Origin of the sequence: Shewanella sp. NFH-SH190041 (assembly GCF_024363255.1) — a bacterium.
In the GTDB taxonomy this organism is placed as follows: Bacteria; Pseudomonadota; Gammaproteobacteria; order Enterobacterales; family Shewanellaceae; genus Shewanella.
In genome coordinates, this window is sequence record NZ_AP026070.1 from 3559149 (window position 1) to 3577398 (window position 18250).

The following is an 18250-nucleotide window of genomic DNA, read 5'->3' on the forward strand; positions in this document are numbered from 1 at the left end:
AATTTGCTCTCAATTCAATTTTCTTAAGGCCGAGTGCTACCCAGCAGGACAATATTCCTTGGCTATACTGAAATCACCCGATGGAAACACACCCTTTACCCAAGAAGGAAACCGTTATGGCTGACAAACTGCTGACAATGGACGAAGTCTGTAAAATCCTTGATAAATCTCCTACCACCATCAAGCGCTATGCCCGAGAAAACTTGCTTAGCAGTGTGCAGCGTGGCGAAGAACTTAAGTTTCCAAAAGAAGAAGTCATGCGCTATCTGGAATTTTCCAAACGGTTAGGCTAGCTAGCCATAAAATGACACCCACTAAAAAGCGCTGCCCTGGCAGCGCTTTTTAGTTCAATGGTTAATAGCATTGTCCGATCAATCTAAAAAGGCACACTTGTATCGCTAAATATCTTAATAGCCACTCTACCAAAAATTTTTTCGATAATCCTTATCGAAAAAACCAGCCAAAAACCGCTCAATACTATCGTTTTTCCGCTGTAAATGGCTATTTTGTAAACTTATGTTTTCAAATTATTTTATTAACAAAAGCAACGCTAATTTAGTCGCTCGCCAATAAGAACTCAGCTAAGTAGAATTGCCCACAATATCTATTTTTTGCTGTGAGAAAATCTCCATGAAACGCCATTTTGCCCTGCTCCCCTTAGTTGCACTGTTAAGTGCCTGCGGTAATTCCAATGATGATTCTGCCATTAACACCACACTGCCCAGTGTTATCACCGGAGCACTTACGGCAGTACATGGGACAATGCTAACCATTAACCAAAACACCACAATCGATGCTGCAGACGCCTCTATTGAAACAGGAAGTAATAGTAAAACGCCAATAGAGCTACAAACCTTAAAACCCGGCATGATGTTGCAGATTAATACCGCTGATAATAAAGCCACCTCTATCGTATTTGATAGCCAACTGCAGGCCCAAGCGACATTTGATCCAATACACGACCAACTGACTATGGCGGGCATAACGGTTTATACAAAAGATGCCAAATTAGCACCGGGATTGGAGTTAAGTAAACTGCCCCAAAATACATTCCTAGAAGTCAGTGGTTACTACATAGACAGCACCCATTTACAAGCCACTTATATTGAAGTTGAAGACGATTTCCAACCACAAACTGAGCTGGAAGGAAGAGTCACCGCTTTAAATGGTGAGACATTCAAGCTAGGTCAACTGACCATTGATTTCAGCCAAGCCGCCCAAAAACCAGCTGCAATTAAAAATGGTGACTGGGTAGAAGTGGAAGGTAACCTCAACGGTCTGACTCTCACCGCCTCTGAAGTCGAAGTGGATCAGCCTGATTACGACAAAGATGCCAGTCTTGAAATGCAGGGCGTAGTGAGCTGGATAAGCTCCAAAGCCGATCATCTGGTAATTAACCAAACTCAGGCCGTCACATTACAGCCAAGCACCCAATATGAAGGCATTACAGCCGATGCGATTAAACCTGGTATGGTACTGGAAGTGGAGGGCCACTGGAACCTAGATTCCATGACTCTGATGGCCACTGAAGTTGAACGGGAAGATGCCGGTGAGCCAACTATTCCAGTTAATGCCAGTGAATTTGAACTGGAAGGTAAAGCTGAATATCACCGTGCGTCAAATACTGTAACAGTAAATGGATATAGCTTTACTGTTACCCCGCAAACAGAGTTGGATGACGGGCTTGCGCTGGATAATCTGCAAAATTATTCTTGGGTCAGTGTTTCCGGTTATGAGCAGAACAATCACTTTATCGCGCTGGAAATCGAACCAGAAACGCAGGAAACGACTGTTGAACTGCAAGGTAAAGTGGTGATCAATAACAACAAGCAATACACATTATGGGGTTACCAAGCCTCTGATGACTCATTGAAAAAGTTCGCGACCGGCCCTTTCAGCGATAAAACTGTTGAACTTGAATGTTATTTCAACTTCGGTGAACCCAAGTCTGTTTATGGTTGCAGCCAAGAACTTGATGACTAATCTTACCTGAGTTTTATATCGATACCGATATAATAAGGCGGCCTAAATAGCCGCCTTATTAATATGTTATTCGAGCACTTGAGCCTAATACACAGTGATATTCTAGCCTGTTACAACTTTTTAAAGCCGGTAATAGGAGCCGCTTGAGGTATGCCAACTGGACTTAGTAGACTGGTTTGAATCTCCGCTTTATGGCTGTGTCCACCGCAACCGCCACCACATCCCCCTTTTTTCGCATGATTTAACGATGGTCTACCTTGGGATGCAGATGTCAGCAATCGCTCTTCAGCCTGGCAATCTGCCAAAACTGCTGTCAATTCAGCCCGACTATCACAACGGCTAACCGCAGCGCCACACGCTAACAGCTTACCCAGCATGCGCTCACCGATTTCATCCACTAACACCAAATCAGTACCCTTGGCCTTAATCAGATTAAGCATGGCCTTTTTCGCAGCGCACCCGCCGGCTTGAGCCGGGTTATCCAGCAATGCTAATAACTGATGATCACCATCATAAAATGCAATTTGACCCGCTTTAGTAAAGTGACGAGCCAAACGGTTTCGACTCATTGGCACAGCAATAATCATTTTTCAGCGTCCTGTAATTTTTCCGGCGCGGCCGGTAATGCAATCGTCTCCTGCATAGCAGGCTGTGGTGGTAGGGCCAAAGCCCGTCCCTGGGTAATCGCGGTAGCGGTCTTCTGTCTAGCACTGGCAATTAAATTACCGAATGTCTGACGGGAAACGCCCATCTGCTGAGCGGCTTCTTGCTGATGTAACTGCAGCACATCAGCGAGGTGCAGCGCCTCAAACTCATCACTTAGCAACTGGATTTTATCCAGAGTGCACCCCGGAATGCCGTTAGGTTTAAACATACGACAAGGTACATGGGTACTCAGGTGACGACATTTTTTCGGTCTGGCCATATATAGGTACCGGTTGGATTTATCTAGTTATTGGCATATGCCAACAACTAGATTGTGCAAAAGTACGCTATTGAAATCAGTGATCAAGTGCAAAAAACGCCATGAATGCCTTGTCGTTATTCATCCCACTCTTCACCTGATATCGGCTTTACAAAGTGGTAAAAACATTAAAGCGAGGAATAAACAGCACAGGCTATGGCCTAAAGCAAGTTAAGACAGGGTCTAAAGTAAGGACATCCCCTAAAGTAGAACTAGTTGAAATACTTAGCTTTATCAATCCCGATAAAAAGCATACACAAAAGTAAGTGCCAACTTACTTTTTATCATTAATTAGCCTCTCCCCAGCATGCAGCCAACTCTCTGCGCTTGGTGACACTTAACCATAAATGGGTTAACGGGATAACGATGAAGATGTATCCGGCCCTATCACAAAGATGTCTCAAGGGAGCCAACAAGAATGTGTCTTCGACAGATCAACATGCCCAGCTTAACCATTAAACAATGCCCGCAGATAACATTAACACTGCAGGCATTATCTAATGGTTCAAGTGTTTACTGGCTGATATTCAATCGCTGATACAAGCTTTGATAAGCGGTATTTTTTGCCAACAATTCGGTATGAGTGCCAGAGGCACTGATGCGCCCCTGCTCTAGCAAATGAATTTCATCCATCTGCGCCATGGCGGTCAGGCGATGAGAAATCATCAGCAAAGTGCGGTCTTTCGCAAACTCAAACAGCAAATTCAGCATATCTCTTTCCGTGCGCTTATCCAGCCCTTCAGTGGGTTCATCCAGCAGCAGTAAGGGCGCATCATGCAGCAGTACCCGGGCAATACCAATACGGCGTTGTTCTCCACCGGATAATTGACGCCCGCCATCGCCTAGCCAGGTATCCAGCGGTTTATCCCCCTGCAACAAAGTCTCTAGTCCTACTTGCTGTAATACTGCACTTAGGCGCATATCCAACCGCGTCCGCGCCGCTTTGCGCTGCGCCAGCGTCATCTGACTCCAATTCATATCCACATCATCTGCCGGTAATGCCAAGGTCAAATTATCCCTCAGGGTACCGGCAAATAAATATACCCGCTGGCTGACCACAGCAATGCCCCGGCGCAGAGCTTCCTGGCTGTAACTGTCAATCTCCCTACCATCAATACAGATACTGCCGCTGTCAGCCTGCCACTGACGGGTAATTAACTTCAGCAAACTGGATTTACCACTGCCGGTCTGGCCTAACAAGGCCACTTTTTTACCGGCTGGCACATTAAGATCCAATTGCGACAATACCTGCTGCCCCGCTTGGTAAGCAAAGCTCAGCCCTGTCACGGATAATGCACCAGTACGAATATCGCCTGTCGATGTCACAGGAAAGACAATACCCGGTTGCCGATCAGTCACATCAGATACCCGCTCAGCAGCCATCACACAGGCGGAAAGGTGCTGAAATGATCCCGCCAGCGGCATCAACATCTCAACACAGGCCAGCGCTGCAAACACCACTAAGGCATACATGGGACCAGGTGGCGTGTTGCTTCCAACACCGGACGCGGCCAGTACCAGCATCAACAGCAATGCCGCGCCGCTGACTAACACTAAAGCGGCCTGACTCAGCGCCGTAATGGTGGCCATTGACTGCTGCGCTTGCAAAAACGCCTTATTAACCTGCTCCAGTGCATCACGATAACGACCGCGGGCATTAAACAGTGTCAGCTCCCCTTGCCCCTGGAGATATTCCAGCAACTGGATCCGAAAACGCCGCCGCTGTACCAGTACTGCCCGTCCCGGCTGTTTACCCAGCCAATAAAATACCGCGGGCAACATAAAGCAAGCCAACAAGAGTACGCTACACAGCACCCGAGCAAGCTGAGGATCAAACCAAGCTAAAAACAAATACAGTATGCCGGTCATCACCAGTGATGCCAGTAGCGGAGTCAACAAACGCAGATAGAGGTGATCCAGCGTATCAATATCTGCCACCAAGCGGTTAAGTAAGTCACCGTAACGTACTCCGGCCAAATCCTTTTCTGACAGCGGCATCAACCGCCGCCAGACCCAGATCCGCAAGGATGTCAGTAGCTGAAAAGTCGCTTCATGGGTCGCTAAGCGCTCACCATAACGACTGGCAGTGCGGGTTATGGATAAAAAACGAACTCCGCCTGCGGGGGTAAAAAAGTTAAAAGCCTGAGCTGACACCAAAGTGACACCAGCAACTGCGGTGGCAGATAAAAACCAGCCTGATAGTGACAACAGGCCAAAACCGGCGATCAGAGTGACAATACTGAGCACAATCCCCACCAGCATCATCAGCCACTGCCGACTGAATAAACGGATAAAAGGCAGTAACACTCTCATCATAAATCTCCTTGTCCGATCTTCGAGTGGCTATCGTCATCAGGCTTTGCCCCTGCGTCATCCAACGCAGACGTTAACGTCACCTCATCGAGTCGGTTTTCCCCCAACAGTCGGGCAAACAGCCCATCTGTCCGGGCTAGCGTCTGATAACTGCCCTGCTGCACAATGCGCCCGCCATCTAACACCAAGATGTCATCCATTTGCGCCAACCAGTCGAGTCTATGGGTGATCATCAAACAAGTTTTCTGCTCCGTAGCCTTGGCCAGCGCCTGCATCACCAGCTGCTCACTGTGGCTATCGAGACTGGCGGTCGGCTCATCCAGTAAATACAGGGAAGCCTGCTGTGCCAGCGCCCTTGCCAAGGCGATCCGCTGGGCCTGGCCCACAGACACCCCACCGCCTTGCTCGCCAATCATATAATCCAATCCTTGTGGCTGCTGATGGATAAAATCCGCGACACAAGCCTGCTGCAACAATTGATAGACAGCCGCATCATCCAGCTGTGGCTGCCCTAATGTGACATTGTCCCGCACACTGGCGTGAAACAGCTGTGGCTCCTGGCCTAACCAAGCCAACTGCTGCCGCAGCCAAGTCTTATCCACCGTCGCAAAATCCTGACCATTCACGGTTAAACTGCCGCTGATAGGTAAAAACCCCAGTAGCGCATTAAGCAAACTGGTTTTTCCCGCTCCACTTGGCCCTACCAAGGCGAGATGCCGCCCCGGCTGCAAGGAAAAACTCACCGGCCCCAGCAGCTGCTGGCCATCCGGGCTGAACACGCATAAATCCTTAGCTGTGACGGTCAAAGGGCCAGTATCCAACGCCTTTACCGCCTCCGTCCCTTGCACTAACGGCTCAGGTTGATTTAGTAGTGTCATCAAAGCTTCGGCCGCGCCAATCGCTTGGGCCTTAGCGTGATAGTGGGTGCCCATATCCCGCAGTGGTTGGTAAAACTCTGGCGCCATAATCAGCACAAATAGGCCGGTAAAGAGGGTGACGGGCACGCCATAGTGGCCGAAATCCAGATGATGTAAGTAGGTAAAACCAAAATATACCGCCAGCACCGCAATTGATACCGCAGCAAAAAACTCCAGCACGGCCGAGCTTAAAAAGGCCATGCGCAGTACCGACATAGTGCGACTGCGAAACTCTTCTGATGCTGCCGCAATGGTATCAAGCTCAGCAGCTTCCCGGTTAAACAGCTTGAGGGTAGATAACCCTTGCAGTCGATCCATAAAATGGCCTGACAGGCGGGACAAGGCCGCGAAATTACGCCGGTTGGCATCCGCCGCACCCCAGCCCACTAACATCATAAATAGCGGGATCAAGGGCGCAGTCACGAGCAAAATTGTCCCGGCGGCCCAGTTCAGCGGAAATACCACCGCAAGGATAATCAAAGGGATCAAGGCGGCCAGGCTCATCTGCGGCAGGTATCTGGCATAAAAATCCTGCAGATCTTCTATTTGCTCCAGCACAATACTGGCCCAGCTACCGGCCGGTTTGCCTTTTATCACCGCAGGCCCCAAACGCTCCAGCTTATCCAATACCGCTTGGCGCAAAGTTTGGCGTAGTTGTAGTCCCGCCTGAAAACTGACCCGCTCACGGCTGAACGCCAATAATGCCCGCAATACAATTAAGCCGCCCAGTTGCCACAACTCAGAGGCAAAATGGCTGGCAGGTAATGCCTGCATAATCACGCCGTGTAGCACGCTGGCCACCAGAAATGCCTGGCCAATCAATGCCACACCATTTAGCAGTCCTAAGCCCATGGCCAACAACAGATAAGGGCCACAAGCCCCTTTTTGCTGCTTCAACCACAGGGTTAATTGTTTCTCTAGTGATTTATCCATGGGATCCCGGTCACATATTCTGACAACGGCTGGCAGTATCGCAGCAGTTAGCTGGGGAATAAACTGCCCCGAACGCTTTTCCCGAGCTTTTGTTATAGGACTCACAAAAATTGATGCAGATCAAAATATTCCCACCAAAACCAACGGCGAACAAACGGGTGAAATCCATCCTGCTCCTGCTTATACCATAGCCAAAGACGGCGCTATCCTGTAAGCTGCCCAGCGCCTGCGGGCTTTTGGCCTGTTGGCCCCTCTTAACGACAGAACGGTACTACATGAGTTTTTCTTCCCTGGGCCTGTCGGCCCCGATCCTTAAAGCAGTAGCCGCTCAGGGCTACCAAACCCCATCACCTATTCAGGCTCAAGCCATTCCCGCAGTCCTTACTGGCCGGGATGTTATGGCGGCAGCCCAAACCGGTACCGGTAAAACCGCCGGTTTTACCCTGCCATTATTAGAGCGGCTGAAAGATGGCCGGCGACCTGCAGCCGGTGAAGTTCGCGCCCTGATCCTGACCCCGACCCGGGAACTGGCCGCGCAGATCAGTGATAATGTCACCGCATACAGCGCCAACCTGAAACTGCGCAGCACAGTGGTATTTGGCGGCGTCTCCATTAACCCGCAATTAGCAGCATTAAAGCGCGGGATGGATATTCTGGTCGCCACACCTGGGCGACTGCTGGATCTGCACGCCCAGAAAGCGGTGAGCTTTGACAAACTGGAAGTACTGGTGCTGGATGAAGCGGACCGCATGCTGGATATGGGATTTATTCATGATATCCGCCGCATTCTGAAACTGCTGCCAGCCAAGCGGCAAAATTTGATGTTTTCCGCAACCTTCAGTGATGATATCCGGGCGCTGGCAAAAGGGCTGGTCAATGATCCGGTCGAAATTTCAGTGACACCACGCAATACCACAGCCCAAACCGTCAGCCAGACAATTTGTCCCGTGGATAAGAGCCAGAAATCAGCGTTGTTGACTCATTTGATTAATCAACATAATTGGCAGCAAGTACTGGTATTCTCCCGCACCAAACACGGCGCTAACCGTCTGGCCAAATACTTAGATGGTAAAGGCATCACGGCGGCGGCTATTCACGGCAATAAGAGCCAAAATGCCCGTACAGCGGCACTGGCTAACTTTAAATCCGGCGCGGTGCGGGTCATGGTAGCAACAGATATCGCCGCCCGCGGGCTGGATATCGACCAACTGCCTCAAGTAGTCAACTTTGATCTACCGAATGTGCCAGAGGATTATGTCCACCGTATTGGCCGTACTGGCCGGGCAGGCGCAAGCGGCCATGCGGTATCACTGGTCTCAGATGACGAAAGTAAGCAACTGCGGGATATTGAACGTCTGATTGGTCGCCGCATCGAACGGCAAATGACCACAGGTTTTGAGCCGAGCAAAACGCTGCCTCAAACCGAACTGAGCAGCCCAAATAATCATGGCCGTAATCAGCGTCAGCCAGCAAGCAAAGAAAACGGGAAAAATCCCCGCCGCCCGCAGCAGCGTGACCATCAGGCAGCTAACCGCCACGGCCGCAAGGCAGATGACAGAGTACTCGCTGCCGTCATGGATGAGCCTACTGCGCCGCGTCGCAATAGCAAAGATGGTCAGGATAACCGTTCTCGTCAGGCTAACACTAATGGGCAGCAGCCAAGTCGTCGCCGCAGCCATAACAGTGCCGCAGGTAATGGTCAGTCAAACAACCAAGCTCGCAGCCGTGCCCCCCAACATAGTGCCCATACCAATGGGAACAAGGGTGATGATAAAGGTGCTAACCATAAGCGCGCCAATAGTCAACGCCATGGACAACAGGCGGGTACCCAGCAGCGAACTCATGCTGATAGCCAACGCAGTGAGCGCACTAATGATCGACGCAGCGATGGCCAAGCCAAAACAAGTCGCAATCATCATGGGGATAATAGCCAGCATCGCAACCGCCGTAGAAGCCAGCCTTCCTCGGCAAAAATGCAAACGCCTCAGGCGTAATAGGATATCCCTGACGGCAAAATAAAGTGCGCCCCTTTAGGGTGAGTCCAGTGCCGAGATAAATAAGCCCGCTGTTTATGCGGGCTTTGTTTTTATGCTGACTTTTGTTTTCCAGCAACCTTAACGGGATAAATACTGTTGTCGAGTCGCAATAAAGTGCAATATCGCCATACCACCGTGGCCATAAAGATACAGTTCCACTAATCCAGTCAATGATTTATGCAAATGGCGCAGTTCATTGGCAACATCTGGCGCCCACTGCCAGCACACTAACCACAACAACCCGGACGTCAGCACCAATAACATGGCGCCCATGCCTAATCCCTGCACAATATTGGCAATGCCACCCGGCAGCATCTCAGGTAACTGCTTATTGCGGATCTGCTGCCAATTACGCTGCAGCGCTTGCGTATCCCCATACAGATAGGGGAAAAACATCCGTAATCCCTGCTGACTCAGCATCTGTTGCAGCATAATGATAAATACTAAAGCCGCAATCAGCCCCAAGGCGATATGTAGCCAAAGAAATACCCCGGACCACAGGCCGCCGCGCAGCACTCCGGCATGGGTCATATGGATAAAATTACTGTTGATAATCTGGCTGATGACCAATAAGGCCAATAGCCAGTGACAATGGTAAATCTGCCTGACAGTAAGATTCTGCTGCAGATAACGGTCAAATGCCCGTCCCCAACCCAACCAAGTGCCCATGGGAGTATCCTCCTGCCCGGAGCGGTGATATCACGGTAGCCAATATCTTAGCGGGTTTTGATGATGCAGGAACTGACCTAGGATGAAACCTACTTCACCCGGCCTTACCCTCTGGCTTTGAGCTGTATCAGCACAGGAGCATGATCACTGGCCTGACTGTCCAAGGCAAAATCCGGTCGCATCAAATGACGGTCAAACACACGATAATCCACCACATCCCAGGTACTAAAACGGCTCCCAGAATCAAACTCGGCAGACAACAAAATATAATCCAGTACACTGCCTTTAGCGCCCCAATAATGGGTTGGTAATGACCGGGCAGCGGGATTGAGTACCTGATGCAGGGCAAAACTATTTCTCAGGCCATAATAATCCAATCCCGGTGCCACCGGCCGATGACCACTTGGTCGCAATTGCGGCAACCCACTGTCCAGCACGGCTAATGCAGTTGATGTCAGTTCGTCATTAAAATCCCCTAATAGCGCTACCGGCAGACCCGAGCGTTGCCGCCGGTCTGTAATGGCCTGCAGTAAGGCTGCGGCTTCTAGCGAACGCTGCGTCGCGGAGGCGGCGCGCCCTAACGCCTGATGCAACATTGCCGATGCTAATGCGTCTGTATCGCCTGGCAATACGTCTGGCGCTAAATCCGGTCGACGGGATTTAAAATGCACCACATAACAGTCCAATAAACCAATATGTGGCAGCTGGATCTGACACCATATCGGCGCGCGACTAAAAGCAAAATCCGCCGCACCACCCAAAGCCAAGATAAGTTGAGGATCAACGGTAACCGCGGCAGAGTGTGTTATGGGATAACGACTGGCAATCGCATTCACTGGCCGATGAAAAATATAGTCATCGCGCAATAATGGCTGCTGCACCACAGTAAAATGCATCCACCCTTGGGAGGCCAACAATGCCTGTAGCGCTACTGGGCTAAAGACTTCCTGAAAGGCAATCACATCAGGGCGATAAAGTGTTAAGTAGTCGCAAATCCACTGACATTTACGTTGCCACTGTAGTTGACTGTAAATATTGTCATATTCATAACTGGCAAATGGTGGCTCGGCAAAATTGAGCAGGTTAAGGGTTGCAAGACTTACCCCGTCCCTTGCGGATAATACAGTTAGCATTCTTATCTCTATCCACTCTTATTTATGCTAGGGTCTGTTGACCTTTCAAGTTTGTTTTTGCAGCGATTTGAGGATGCTTTATACAAGGCAGAGGCTTTGATAGGTAGTTGCGCTACCTGATAAGCCGATAACGCAGTAGAAAGGCGCCTCAAACGCTGCCCGAAGGGTTCGGCTAAAAGCGTTTTACTCTTTGTTGAGCGGTTCTTGCTTAGAATAACTAGGCGACAAACCACTCGCCGCGATTAAAACGCTTTTGTCTCGAACAAAATTTAATCACGAAAGGTCAACAGACCCTAGGGTCTGTTGACCTTTCAAGTTTGTTTTTGCAGCGATTTGAGGATGCTTTATACAAGGCAGAGGCTTTGATAGGTAGTTGCGCTACCTGATAAGCTGATAACGCAGTAGAAAGGAGCCTCAAACGCTGCCCGCAGGGTTCGGCTAAAAGCGTTTTACGCTTTGTTGAGCGGTTCTTGCTTAGAATAACTAGGCGACAAACCACTCGCCGCGATTAAAACGCTTTTATCTCGAACAAAATTTAATCACGAAACATCAACAGCCCCTAGTGCTATACCAATACCTGACAGCCAACCAAGTCAAAATATTGACGAGTCATTTTGTCCATAAGCCTTTGACATTGATACAAATGAAGACATTTTGTCTGCGACAGTAGCTGACTTTACATAACTATTGGAGTTTACCGGATTTTCTTCGTGATCTCTCACAAGTTCATTGCAAAAGCCGGGATAACATTTTGTTGAAATAGTTACAATTAATTGTTTTATAACGTTATCTCTCATTGTAACCCGCTGTACTCCTGATTCTTAGTTTAGGAATACCGTTAGCATGATATCTCTGATGAAAAATAATAAAGCATTAACTATTTTGCTGTTGCTGGCGACACTAAGTGGCTGCGCTAATCACAATTCGTTGACAGAGCCAGAAGCAGAGCCGAATAACGATACGGTCCGAGCAGCCGTTATTGGCGGTATGGTGTATAGCGGGCTGTGGCCCGAAATTGTCCGCCGTTTTGAAGCGCGTACTGGTTATCAAGTTAAAACCGTTAAATTCGGTATCCGCCCCCAACTGGCAACCAGTCTACGAATGGGCCAAGTTGATTTACTCACCATGCATTCAGGGGATATCACCACAGATTTGGTTGCCGACGGCTATGGCATCAATATGCGCCCTTGGACCCGTAACGATTTGGTTATCTGGGGTCCCAAGAGTGATCCGGCCCATATCCGTGGACTCACCAGCGGCATTGAAGCTGTAAAACGCATCGCGGCGACGCGCAGTAACTGGATTGATTTTCGTGGGATAGGTCCCCGAGAGCTCGGGCATAACCTGTGGCATCAGGCGGGCATCAAGCCACAAGGTGCGTGGGTGCTACAGGATGATCTGCCCGGTGGCCGACAATTAATGACACAGGTGGCGGCAAAAAATGCCTATATCATTACCGGACGCATGCCAGTATTACTGGGTAAATGGCATGCCGATCCGCAAATGGAAATGCTAGTAGACAGCGATCCCACCATGCGTCGCCCCTATATTGTGATGGAAGCCAATCCCGCCCGTCATTCTGATGTGAATAGCGCCGGAGCTAAAGCGTTGGCAGATTTTTTGCTCAGTGATGAAGTTCAGCAATTTCTGCTCACATTCGATGGCCCGGTCAATGATGGTGTCCCTCTGTTTTATCCTGTCTGGCCGACCTTAACTAGATAAGCACGCATTACTTCTCTCCACTCAAACGTGGTTGCCGCACGCTACCTTGGTGCGGCTTTTTTCTTACTATATCCAAGCAAGACAGAGGACATCTGTGGCTATAAACCTACTTTTTGGTATTTCGTCCACACAACAATATTGCCCATCCGCGGAATAATCCAAATAGCACTGGCCTCATTTTGGTACAAACGATAGAAGGTTAGCTGATCATCTTGAATATCATCTTTACGAATATTTCGGAAAAAATACGCCGCAGATGGATTAATCATTTCTGGATTGTAGAGGTTTTTACATTTCACCTGAATATGGAATGCATCCACCTGCCAATCACCAATTTTAGTTTTATCCTGGGTAAAATCGCCCCGGAAAGTATATTTAATCGGTGCTGTTAAACAGTCTTGATCCGTTAAACAAGATGAGAAATAAAAACTACCAGATTTATCTGTGTCATAAACCAGAGACATGTTAATGTCATAGCGTTCCAGCAATTTCCCTGCGACGGGGAAATAAACATCCGCCTGATAATTGTGTTCATTAACATCAGACTTTTTACACATGCCTTCAGGAATAATAATTTTGTTATAACTGACCCGGTTTTCCATCGCCTGCATTAGCGGAAGAAACTTGGTCATATCCAGTCCGGCGGGTTTGTCATCTACCGCAACAATATTCATCAATCCCTTGCCACTGCAGTTACGGTAATCCCCCCCTGGGCACAGTGCCAAAGAATAAATGCCGTTATCAGCCATGGCATAAGCACTGAAATTGCCAAACCCTGCTATGTGATTACTTTCTGGCGCAATATGTTTCTGCCAACGCCAAGGCGCAGGCCTGTCAGTACCCAGCCGATAGATCAGTTGCGCTTGGCCTTTTTGGCCACCAATATTTAAGGGAATACTGGTTTCATGCTGCCAGCGATCAGCACTATTTAGCCAGTAATAGCCCGCTGCGATAGCCAGTAGCACTAACAACACAACGCAGGCCAGCAATATCGGTAAACGTTTCGATGAGGGCGCTTCCTCACTGGCATCCGTTTGCAGCGAAGAGGCTGTCGATGTGACCTCAAGTTCCTCTTGAGGTTCATTGATTTGCAGTTGATACCCCTGACGCGCCAAAGTATTTAATTGAATATCGTCATAGGGCTGCAACTTTTTACGCAACGTACTGACGCATTGGGTCAAGGACGTAGGGGCAACCACCCGATCCGGCCAGCCGGCAGCCAGCAAGACTTCTTTACCTAAGACTTTATCGCACTGCTGCAACAAGGCAGCCAGCACTGCCGCTTCAGAAAAGGTTAAAGGCGTTTCAGTGCCGGTTTGTAAATCAACCAGCAGATTTAAATCTTCATCAAGTTGAAGATATGACGTTAATTTTAACAATTGACTGGCCCGTAATATTATTCTGATTGAACAAATAAGGGTTATTTAACAAATCAACACCATGGTTATCTGTAATTGTAATTCTACAGATAATTAGCTGTGATTCAAATAACCCCAGAAATAAAGCCAGAATAAAAACTAAATAATTTTTAGTTTTAAAGCCATGTTCACTTAATCAATATCAATAGAGTAAAATTAATCCATTTTATTTTAAAATGTTGATATATACATAATAACTGTATTAATTAGTATCAGCACTACATCAATTAGTTTTTCTGAGATAATAAGGATAAGGTTATATCATCAAACTTCATCACCCGACCACCATACTCTGCAGCAAACTTTTCAGCAGCTTCCAGCGATGAGAAAGGGGCGACAGCAGGTCCCATTACCGCTTTTTTCTGAGGTGCATACACATAATAAGCGGTTTTAGCGTCAATAAAGGCACTGTCATCTGGCTTAGCCCAATCTGTTTTACCCGCATCATGCACATAGTAAGCCTGAATTTGCCGTTGGTTTTCTGCCTGCAAAGCAAAATTGAACATATCCCGGCTGGAACAAAACTTAGGCACTGATTCAGTATTTTTCAGGATCAGTTCACCTTTAGGCCCCGGGTATTTAGTGATCATCATGCCGCAGATATGACAACGATCATGTGCATCTATCGCCACAGGCGCATGGGACTTTTCATCAGCACTACTTTCACCACAGGCCCAGATAAACGGCAACAGCATCAGAGGCAGAAGTTTTTTCATTGTGTTTCCCTTATCTCCCGTTGGGTTCCGGCCTAGCCGGTAAGCATATAAAGGAAGACTGTATGGGCCGGTAACGGGGACAATCCAGCCCATACAGGAGTTAGCAGTTAGACTGCATATGACACTTAAATGGCGTAATGCTGCCCCGCGTACAGGATAAACAAACGCAGACACATCATGCCGCTGACAGCACAAATACCTGACAGATAGAACGCCTTGGCTGAGTGGCTGAAGGTTTTGCCGGTAGCAAAGTTCAATAGCAGCGGACCGGCAAAACCGATACCGACGACACCAACCCAGAACAAGGTGGCCCATGTGCCTTCATGGAACGCAGCAAATGCCAGTTGCCCACCAGCGTTACCCGTCATCAAGGAAACCGCAATCATAAAGATGAATAGGGCTTCAAAGAACATGATTGGCCATTCGGCGCCGTGTAGCAGCTTCATTTCTGCGCTGTGCAGATTTTCCCGGAATAACCCCACCGCCAACATCTTTGCTGCTGCACCACCGGCAGACAAACCAGAAGCCACAAACAGCGCTGGCAACACTGAAGTGTTAATCAGCGGGAAGCGGATCAGGGCGGAAATCAGGAAGCCGGTATAAGCACACACTGACAGTGCCAGTACCAGGGTTAACTGCTCAGCTGGGCGACGGAAACGGCGCAGGGCGTCGATAACCGGTACCAAGAAAGCCAGTTGCTTGATACTGCGGACTTCTTCTTCCAGCGCAAACAGGGTCACCAATGCCACCAGCGGAATGTACAGTGACAGGGCAATAACCCCGATGCTCATCACGGAATTCAGGTTGTAGAACACCAAAATTCGCCAGAAGAACAGCGGATTTGTCAGGTCAAATACCAGACAAATCATCCCCAGAGCGATGGTCACCAAAGACACCAAAGAGGCTGCCTTTAAAAATGGGGTATTTTCTGTCTGGCCCTTGAAGAAACGCAGGCACAACGCCAGGGTCAGCGCACCGCCAGAGATACCGGCGAAAAACAGATATACTGCGATAGGCCAAGGCCAGGCGACCCCTTCAGACAGGCCCATAGTGAACTCAATAGTACCGTCCATAGCTTAAACCCCCAGTTTCACGATTGGGATATAACGCAGGCTGGGTTCTGTGCCCATATGCGCTTTAATACGCACCGAGTCCTTCACGGCCAACAGGCGGCTAACAAAGGAGTTCGGGTCATTGGCATCACCAAATACCAGCGCATCATAGCGGCAGGCCTGCACACAAGCTGGCAACTCGCCTTTAGCCAATTTACCTTCCAGACAGAAATCACAGTTGTCGGCAACATCTGTCTTCGCATTGATAAAGCGCGCATTGTACGGACAAGCGCCGATGCAATATTTACATCCCGCACACTTGGAATCATCCATAGTGACAATGCCAGTTTTGGGATCTTTATGGGCCGCACCAGTTGGGCACACCGCCACACAAGGGGCGTTTTTACACTGCTGGCAAGACACACGCACGAACTTACGTTCACAGTCACACTGCATTTTGCCACAGTGCGGACAAGGCTGACCTTCCACCCGACCTGACTGCTGCTCTAACAGCACTTTAGAAACGCCTTCCGGCAAATCATTGGCCTGATTACAGGCCAGCTTACACTCGCCACAGCCCACACATTTGTTCTGATCGAACACCATTACGTAATGAGGTTTGTAACCCGCCTCACTGTCCTCTTTCACTGATGTGCAACCCAGAGGTGCCATCAGTAGAGAACAGGCGCCAACCCCTTTAAGAAACCGCCGTCTCTCTAGATTTTCACTCACAAACATCCTCCATCTATCGGCTTGGCCGATGTCTATTCTTTTTCTTGTCGCTTCAGTGTTGTCGGATAACGCCGGGGCTCTGTCGGGAAGTCCCGGGGTTCAAGCAGGCGTCAGCCCTGCGGGTTCAGTTTGTTCTGCGCTTTTAAAATCGCATTATTGATAGCCGTTCTATTTACTGGCTGCTGGCGGTTTTCTAGCAGAATTTGCCAGTGTTCAATTGCTTTGGCGTACTCTCCTTTCAGATAAGCATCTGTGGCCAGCAGCAAACGGGTCTGTAACTCTTCCCGATGCAACGCTAAGGCACGGCCAATGATGATGCCTGTCTGTGGCGCAATGGTGCGCTCATCCCGGTAATACATGGCTGTTGCCTGCATCCCCAGCAGTTCAGCATCTTCACCAGTCAACTGCAGCAGTTGCTCCAGCGTTGTCACCGCATCGGCATACATGCCACCTGCGGCATAAGATTGGGCTAAATTCAGTAATGCAATCTCATCATCTGGCGTTTGTTCTAACGCCTGACGTCCCTTGGTGATATCCGCAGCCAACAGATAATCGATATTTTCATCAACCCGGCCACTGTTCCAGTCGCTGAAACGGCCAGTCGTGCTGTATATCACCACACTCAGTACCACCACGAAGGCACTGAGCAACACAGGGATAAATTGCGGGGTGGAAGCCCTGACGGTCTGAGCGGCAGCCGTGGCCAGGCTGCGGCGCTGAAAACAACAGTGATGCCCCCACAGCAGCAGCACCACACTGCCCAACACACATGCCATTACTCCGGCCAGTTCCATCATTTCAGCTCCCACCCTGCATTCGGTTAATGTGCGGACATCATGCCGCCCATACTGCCCATGGTGGGCACTTTGTCTTTCTGCACTTCCACTTTGACCAGCTCGATATCAAACACCAAGGTAGACTCTGGTGGTACAGCGCCTGCGCCCTCTTTGCCATAGGCCAGCGCGGCAGGCACGGTAAAGCGGAATGTTGAGCCAGCCGGCATCAGCTGCAGACCTTCTTGCCAACCTTCAATCAGGGTCATCAGTGCAACACGGGCAGGCTTGTTCTGGCTGTAAGTGGATTCAAACTCAGTGCCGTCAATCAACTTACCGACGAAGTTCACTGTCACCACATCTTCCGCTTTTGGCTTGTTGCCGCTGCCCATGGTCAGTACTTCGTATTGCAAGCCAGACTCAGTTACAGTCACGCCATCTTTTAGCTTGTTTTCAATCAGGAAAGCTTCGCCAGCGACTTTATTTTCCGCTTGTTGCTTGGCCACCAACATATCGCGCTTGCCGTTCAAAAACTCCAATCGTTGATTCAGCAGGGTCACCACATCTTCTTCACTGATTTCTGACTTGTTTTTCAGCGCATCAACAAAGCCGGCCACCACATTGTCCATATTGATCTCTGCGCCCAGTTCCAGCTGGTTATAGATTTGGTTGGACATATACTTGCCCACGGACGATCCCAGGGCATAGGACTCACGGTCTTGATCCGATTTGAGTTCAACCGCCCCAACAGTGGTGCTCATCAGCAGGGCAATACCGGTAGCGAGGAAGGTTTTTTTGAACATTTTCATCAGCAAATTCTCTTTATTACAGTGGGCATAGGGTTGGCCGACGCCGCCAGGTGCAGGGAAAGGCGCGCCGACCGGGTAAA

Annotated in this window: 16 protein-coding genes; 4 read left to right on the forward strand and 12 right to left on the reverse strand. The window is 49.2% G+C overall.

The window, feature by feature from the left end; genetic code table 11:
- Window positions 1–116: 116 nt before the first annotated feature.
- Complete coding sequence (locus NFHSH190041_RS15835) at window positions 117–293, forward strand: helix-turn-helix domain-containing protein (protein WP_261922711.1); 177 nt, start codon at window positions 117–119, stop codon at window positions 291–293.
- Between the two features lie 337 nt (window positions 294–630).
- A complete protein-coding gene (locus NFHSH190041_RS15840) occupies window positions 631–1983 on the forward strand; it encodes a DUF5666 domain-containing protein (protein WP_261922712.1) in 1353 nt (450 codons plus the stop codon).
- A 110-nt stretch (window positions 1984–2093) separates the two neighbouring features.
- Here NFHSH190041_RS15840 and NFHSH190041_RS15845 read toward each other — a convergent pair whose 3' ends face one another.
- From NFHSH190041_RS15845 to cydD, 4 genes are all read right to left on the reverse strand, one after another.
- The gene (locus NFHSH190041_RS15845) at window positions 2094–2570 is read right to left on the reverse strand and encodes a NifB/NifX family molybdenum-iron cluster-binding protein (RefSeq protein ID WP_261922713.1); all 477 of its coding nucleotides are present in this window, start codon (window positions 2568–2570) and stop codon (window positions 2094–2096) included.
- A complete protein-coding gene (locus tag NFHSH190041_RS15850; RefSeq protein ID WP_261922714.1) occupies window positions 2567–2908 on the reverse strand; it encodes a DUF134 domain-containing protein in 342 nt (113 codons plus the stop codon). The genes NFHSH190041_RS15845 and NFHSH190041_RS15850 overlap by 4 nt, the downstream gene beginning before the upstream one ends.
- Window positions 2909–3460: 552 nt before the next feature.
- Window positions 3461–5260: a heme ABC transporter ATP-binding protein/permease CydC gene (cydC, locus tag NFHSH190041_RS15855; RefSeq protein WP_261925156.1), complete on the reverse strand. Its 1800-nt coding sequence runs from the start codon at window positions 5258–5260 to the stop codon at window positions 3461–3463.
- Window positions 5260–7110, reverse strand: a complete 1851-nt coding sequence (gene cydD, locus NFHSH190041_RS15860; protein WP_261925157.1) for a heme ABC transporter permease/ATP-binding protein CydD — start codon at window positions 7108–7110, stop codon at window positions 5260–5262. Before cydD ends, cydC begins: the two co-directional genes overlap by 1 nt.
- 275 nt (window positions 7111–7385) lie before the next feature.
- Here cydD and NFHSH190041_RS15865 point away from each other — a divergent pair, with 275 nt between their 5' ends.
- Complete coding sequence (locus NFHSH190041_RS15865; RefSeq protein WP_261922715.1) at window positions 7386–9104, forward strand: DEAD/DEAH box helicase; 1719 nt, start codon at window positions 7386–7388, stop codon at window positions 9102–9104.
- Window positions 9105–9224: 120 nt separating this feature from the next.
- Here the strand turns inward: NFHSH190041_RS15865 and NFHSH190041_RS15870 are convergent, their stop codons facing one another.
- Both NFHSH190041_RS15870 and NFHSH190041_RS15875 read right to left on the reverse strand, forming a co-directional pair.
- On the reverse strand, window positions 9225–9815 hold the full coding sequence (locus NFHSH190041_RS15870) for a cytochrome b/b6 domain-containing protein (protein WP_261922716.1): 591 nt from the start codon (window positions 9813–9815) through the stop codon (window positions 9225–9227).
- A gap of 104 nt (window positions 9816–9919) precedes the next feature.
- Window positions 9920–10948, reverse strand: coding sequence for an endonuclease/exonuclease/phosphatase family protein (locus NFHSH190041_RS15875; protein WP_261922717.1), 1029 nt, complete (start codon window positions 10946–10948; stop codon window positions 9920–9922).
- Window positions 10949–11803: 855 nt separating this feature from the next.
- On the opposite strand from NFHSH190041_RS15875, the gene NFHSH190041_RS15890 reads away from it, so the two are divergent.
- Window positions 11804–12670 (forward strand): substrate-binding domain-containing protein, encoded by an 867-nt coding sequence (locus NFHSH190041_RS15890; protein WP_261922720.1) that lies wholly within the window; start codon window positions 11804–11806, stop codon window positions 12668–12670.
- A gap of 98 nt (window positions 12671–12768) precedes the next feature.
- Here the strand turns inward: NFHSH190041_RS15890 and NFHSH190041_RS15895 are convergent, their stop codons facing one another.
- The 6 genes from NFHSH190041_RS15895 to NFHSH190041_RS15920 form a co-directional block, all read right to left on the reverse strand.
- Entirely contained in the window at window positions 12769–14049 is a 1281-nt protein-coding gene (locus tag NFHSH190041_RS15895) for a transcriptional regulator (RefSeq protein ID WP_261922721.1), read from the reverse strand.
- Between the two features lie 266 nt (window positions 14050–14315).
- Window positions 14316–14804: a nitrous oxide reductase accessory protein NosL gene (locus NFHSH190041_RS15900; protein ID WP_261922722.1), complete on the reverse strand. Its 489-nt coding sequence runs from the start codon at window positions 14802–14804 to the stop codon at window positions 14316–14318.
- Window positions 14805–14929: 125 nt separating this feature from the next.
- A complete protein-coding gene (nrfD, locus tag NFHSH190041_RS15905) occupies window positions 14930–15877 on the reverse strand; it encodes an NrfD/PsrC family molybdoenzyme membrane anchor subunit (RefSeq protein ID WP_261922723.1) in 948 nt (315 codons plus the stop codon).
- Window positions 15878–15880: 3 nt separating this feature from the next.
- Complete coding sequence (locus NFHSH190041_RS15910; protein ID WP_261922724.1) at window positions 15881–16588, reverse strand: 4Fe-4S dicluster domain-containing protein; 708 nt, start codon at window positions 16586–16588, stop codon at window positions 15881–15883.
- 110 nt (window positions 16589–16698) lie between these two features.
- On the reverse strand, window positions 16699–17385 hold the full coding sequence (locus NFHSH190041_RS15915; protein WP_261922725.1) for a tetratricopeptide repeat protein: 687 nt from the start codon (window positions 17383–17385) through the stop codon (window positions 16699–16701).
- A 23-nt stretch (window positions 17386–17408) separates the two neighbouring features.
- Window positions 17409–18170 (reverse strand): FKBP-type peptidyl-prolyl cis-trans isomerase, encoded by a 762-nt coding sequence (locus NFHSH190041_RS15920; RefSeq protein ID WP_410010882.1) that lies wholly within the window; start codon window positions 18168–18170, stop codon window positions 17409–17411.
- Window positions 18171–18250: the final 80 nt, after the last annotated feature.

Coding starts and splice junctions, on each gene's coding strand:
- NFHSH190041_RS15835 (WP_261922711.1), top strand. CDS start 117: ATGGCTGACAAACTGCTGACAATGGACGAAGTCTGTAAAATCCTTGAT.
- NFHSH190041_RS15840 (WP_261922712.1), top strand. CDS start 631: ATGAAACGCCATTTTGCCCTGCTCCCCTTAGTTGCACTGTTAAGTGCC.
- NFHSH190041_RS15845 (WP_261922713.1), bottom strand. CDS start 2,570: ATGATTATTGCTGTGCCAATGAGTCGAAACCGTTTGGCTCGTCACTTT.
- NFHSH190041_RS15850 (WP_261922714.1), bottom strand. CDS start 2,908: ATGGCCAGACCGAAAAAATGTCGTCACCTGAGTACCCATGTACCTTGT.
- cydC (WP_261925156.1), bottom strand. CDS start 5,260: ATGAGAGTGTTACTGCCTTTTATCCGTTTATTCAGTCGGCAGTGGCTG.
- cydD (WP_261925157.1), bottom strand. CDS start 7,110: ATGGATAAATCACTAGAGAAACAATTAACCCTGTGGTTGAAGCAGCAA.
- NFHSH190041_RS15865 (WP_261922715.1), top strand. CDS start 7,386: ATGAGTTTTTCTTCCCTGGGCCTGTCGGCCCCGATCCTTAAAGCAGTA.
- NFHSH190041_RS15870 (WP_261922716.1), bottom strand. CDS start 9,815: ATGGGCACTTGGTTGGGTTGGGGACGGGCATTTGACCGTTATCTGCAG.
- NFHSH190041_RS15875 (WP_261922717.1), bottom strand. CDS start 10,948: ATGCTAACTGTATTATCCGCAAGGGACGGGGTAAGTCTTGCAACCCTT.
- NFHSH190041_RS15890 (WP_261922720.1), top strand. CDS start 11,804: ATGAAAAATAATAAAGCATTAACTATTTTGCTGTTGCTGGCGACACTA.
- NFHSH190041_RS15900 (WP_261922722.1), bottom strand. CDS start 14,804: ATGAAAAAACTTCTGCCTCTGATGCTGTTGCCGTTTATCTGGGCCTGT.
- nrfD (WP_261922723.1), bottom strand. CDS start 15,877: ATGGACGGTACTATTGAGTTCACTATGGGCCTGTCTGAAGGGGTCGCC.
- NFHSH190041_RS15915 (WP_261922725.1), bottom strand. CDS start 17,385: ATGATGGAACTGGCCGGAGTAATGGCATGTGTGTTGGGCAGTGTGGTG.
- NFHSH190041_RS15920 (WP_410010882.1), bottom strand. CDS start 18,170: ATGAAAATGTTCAAAAAAACCTTCCTCGCTACCGGTATTGCCCTGCTG.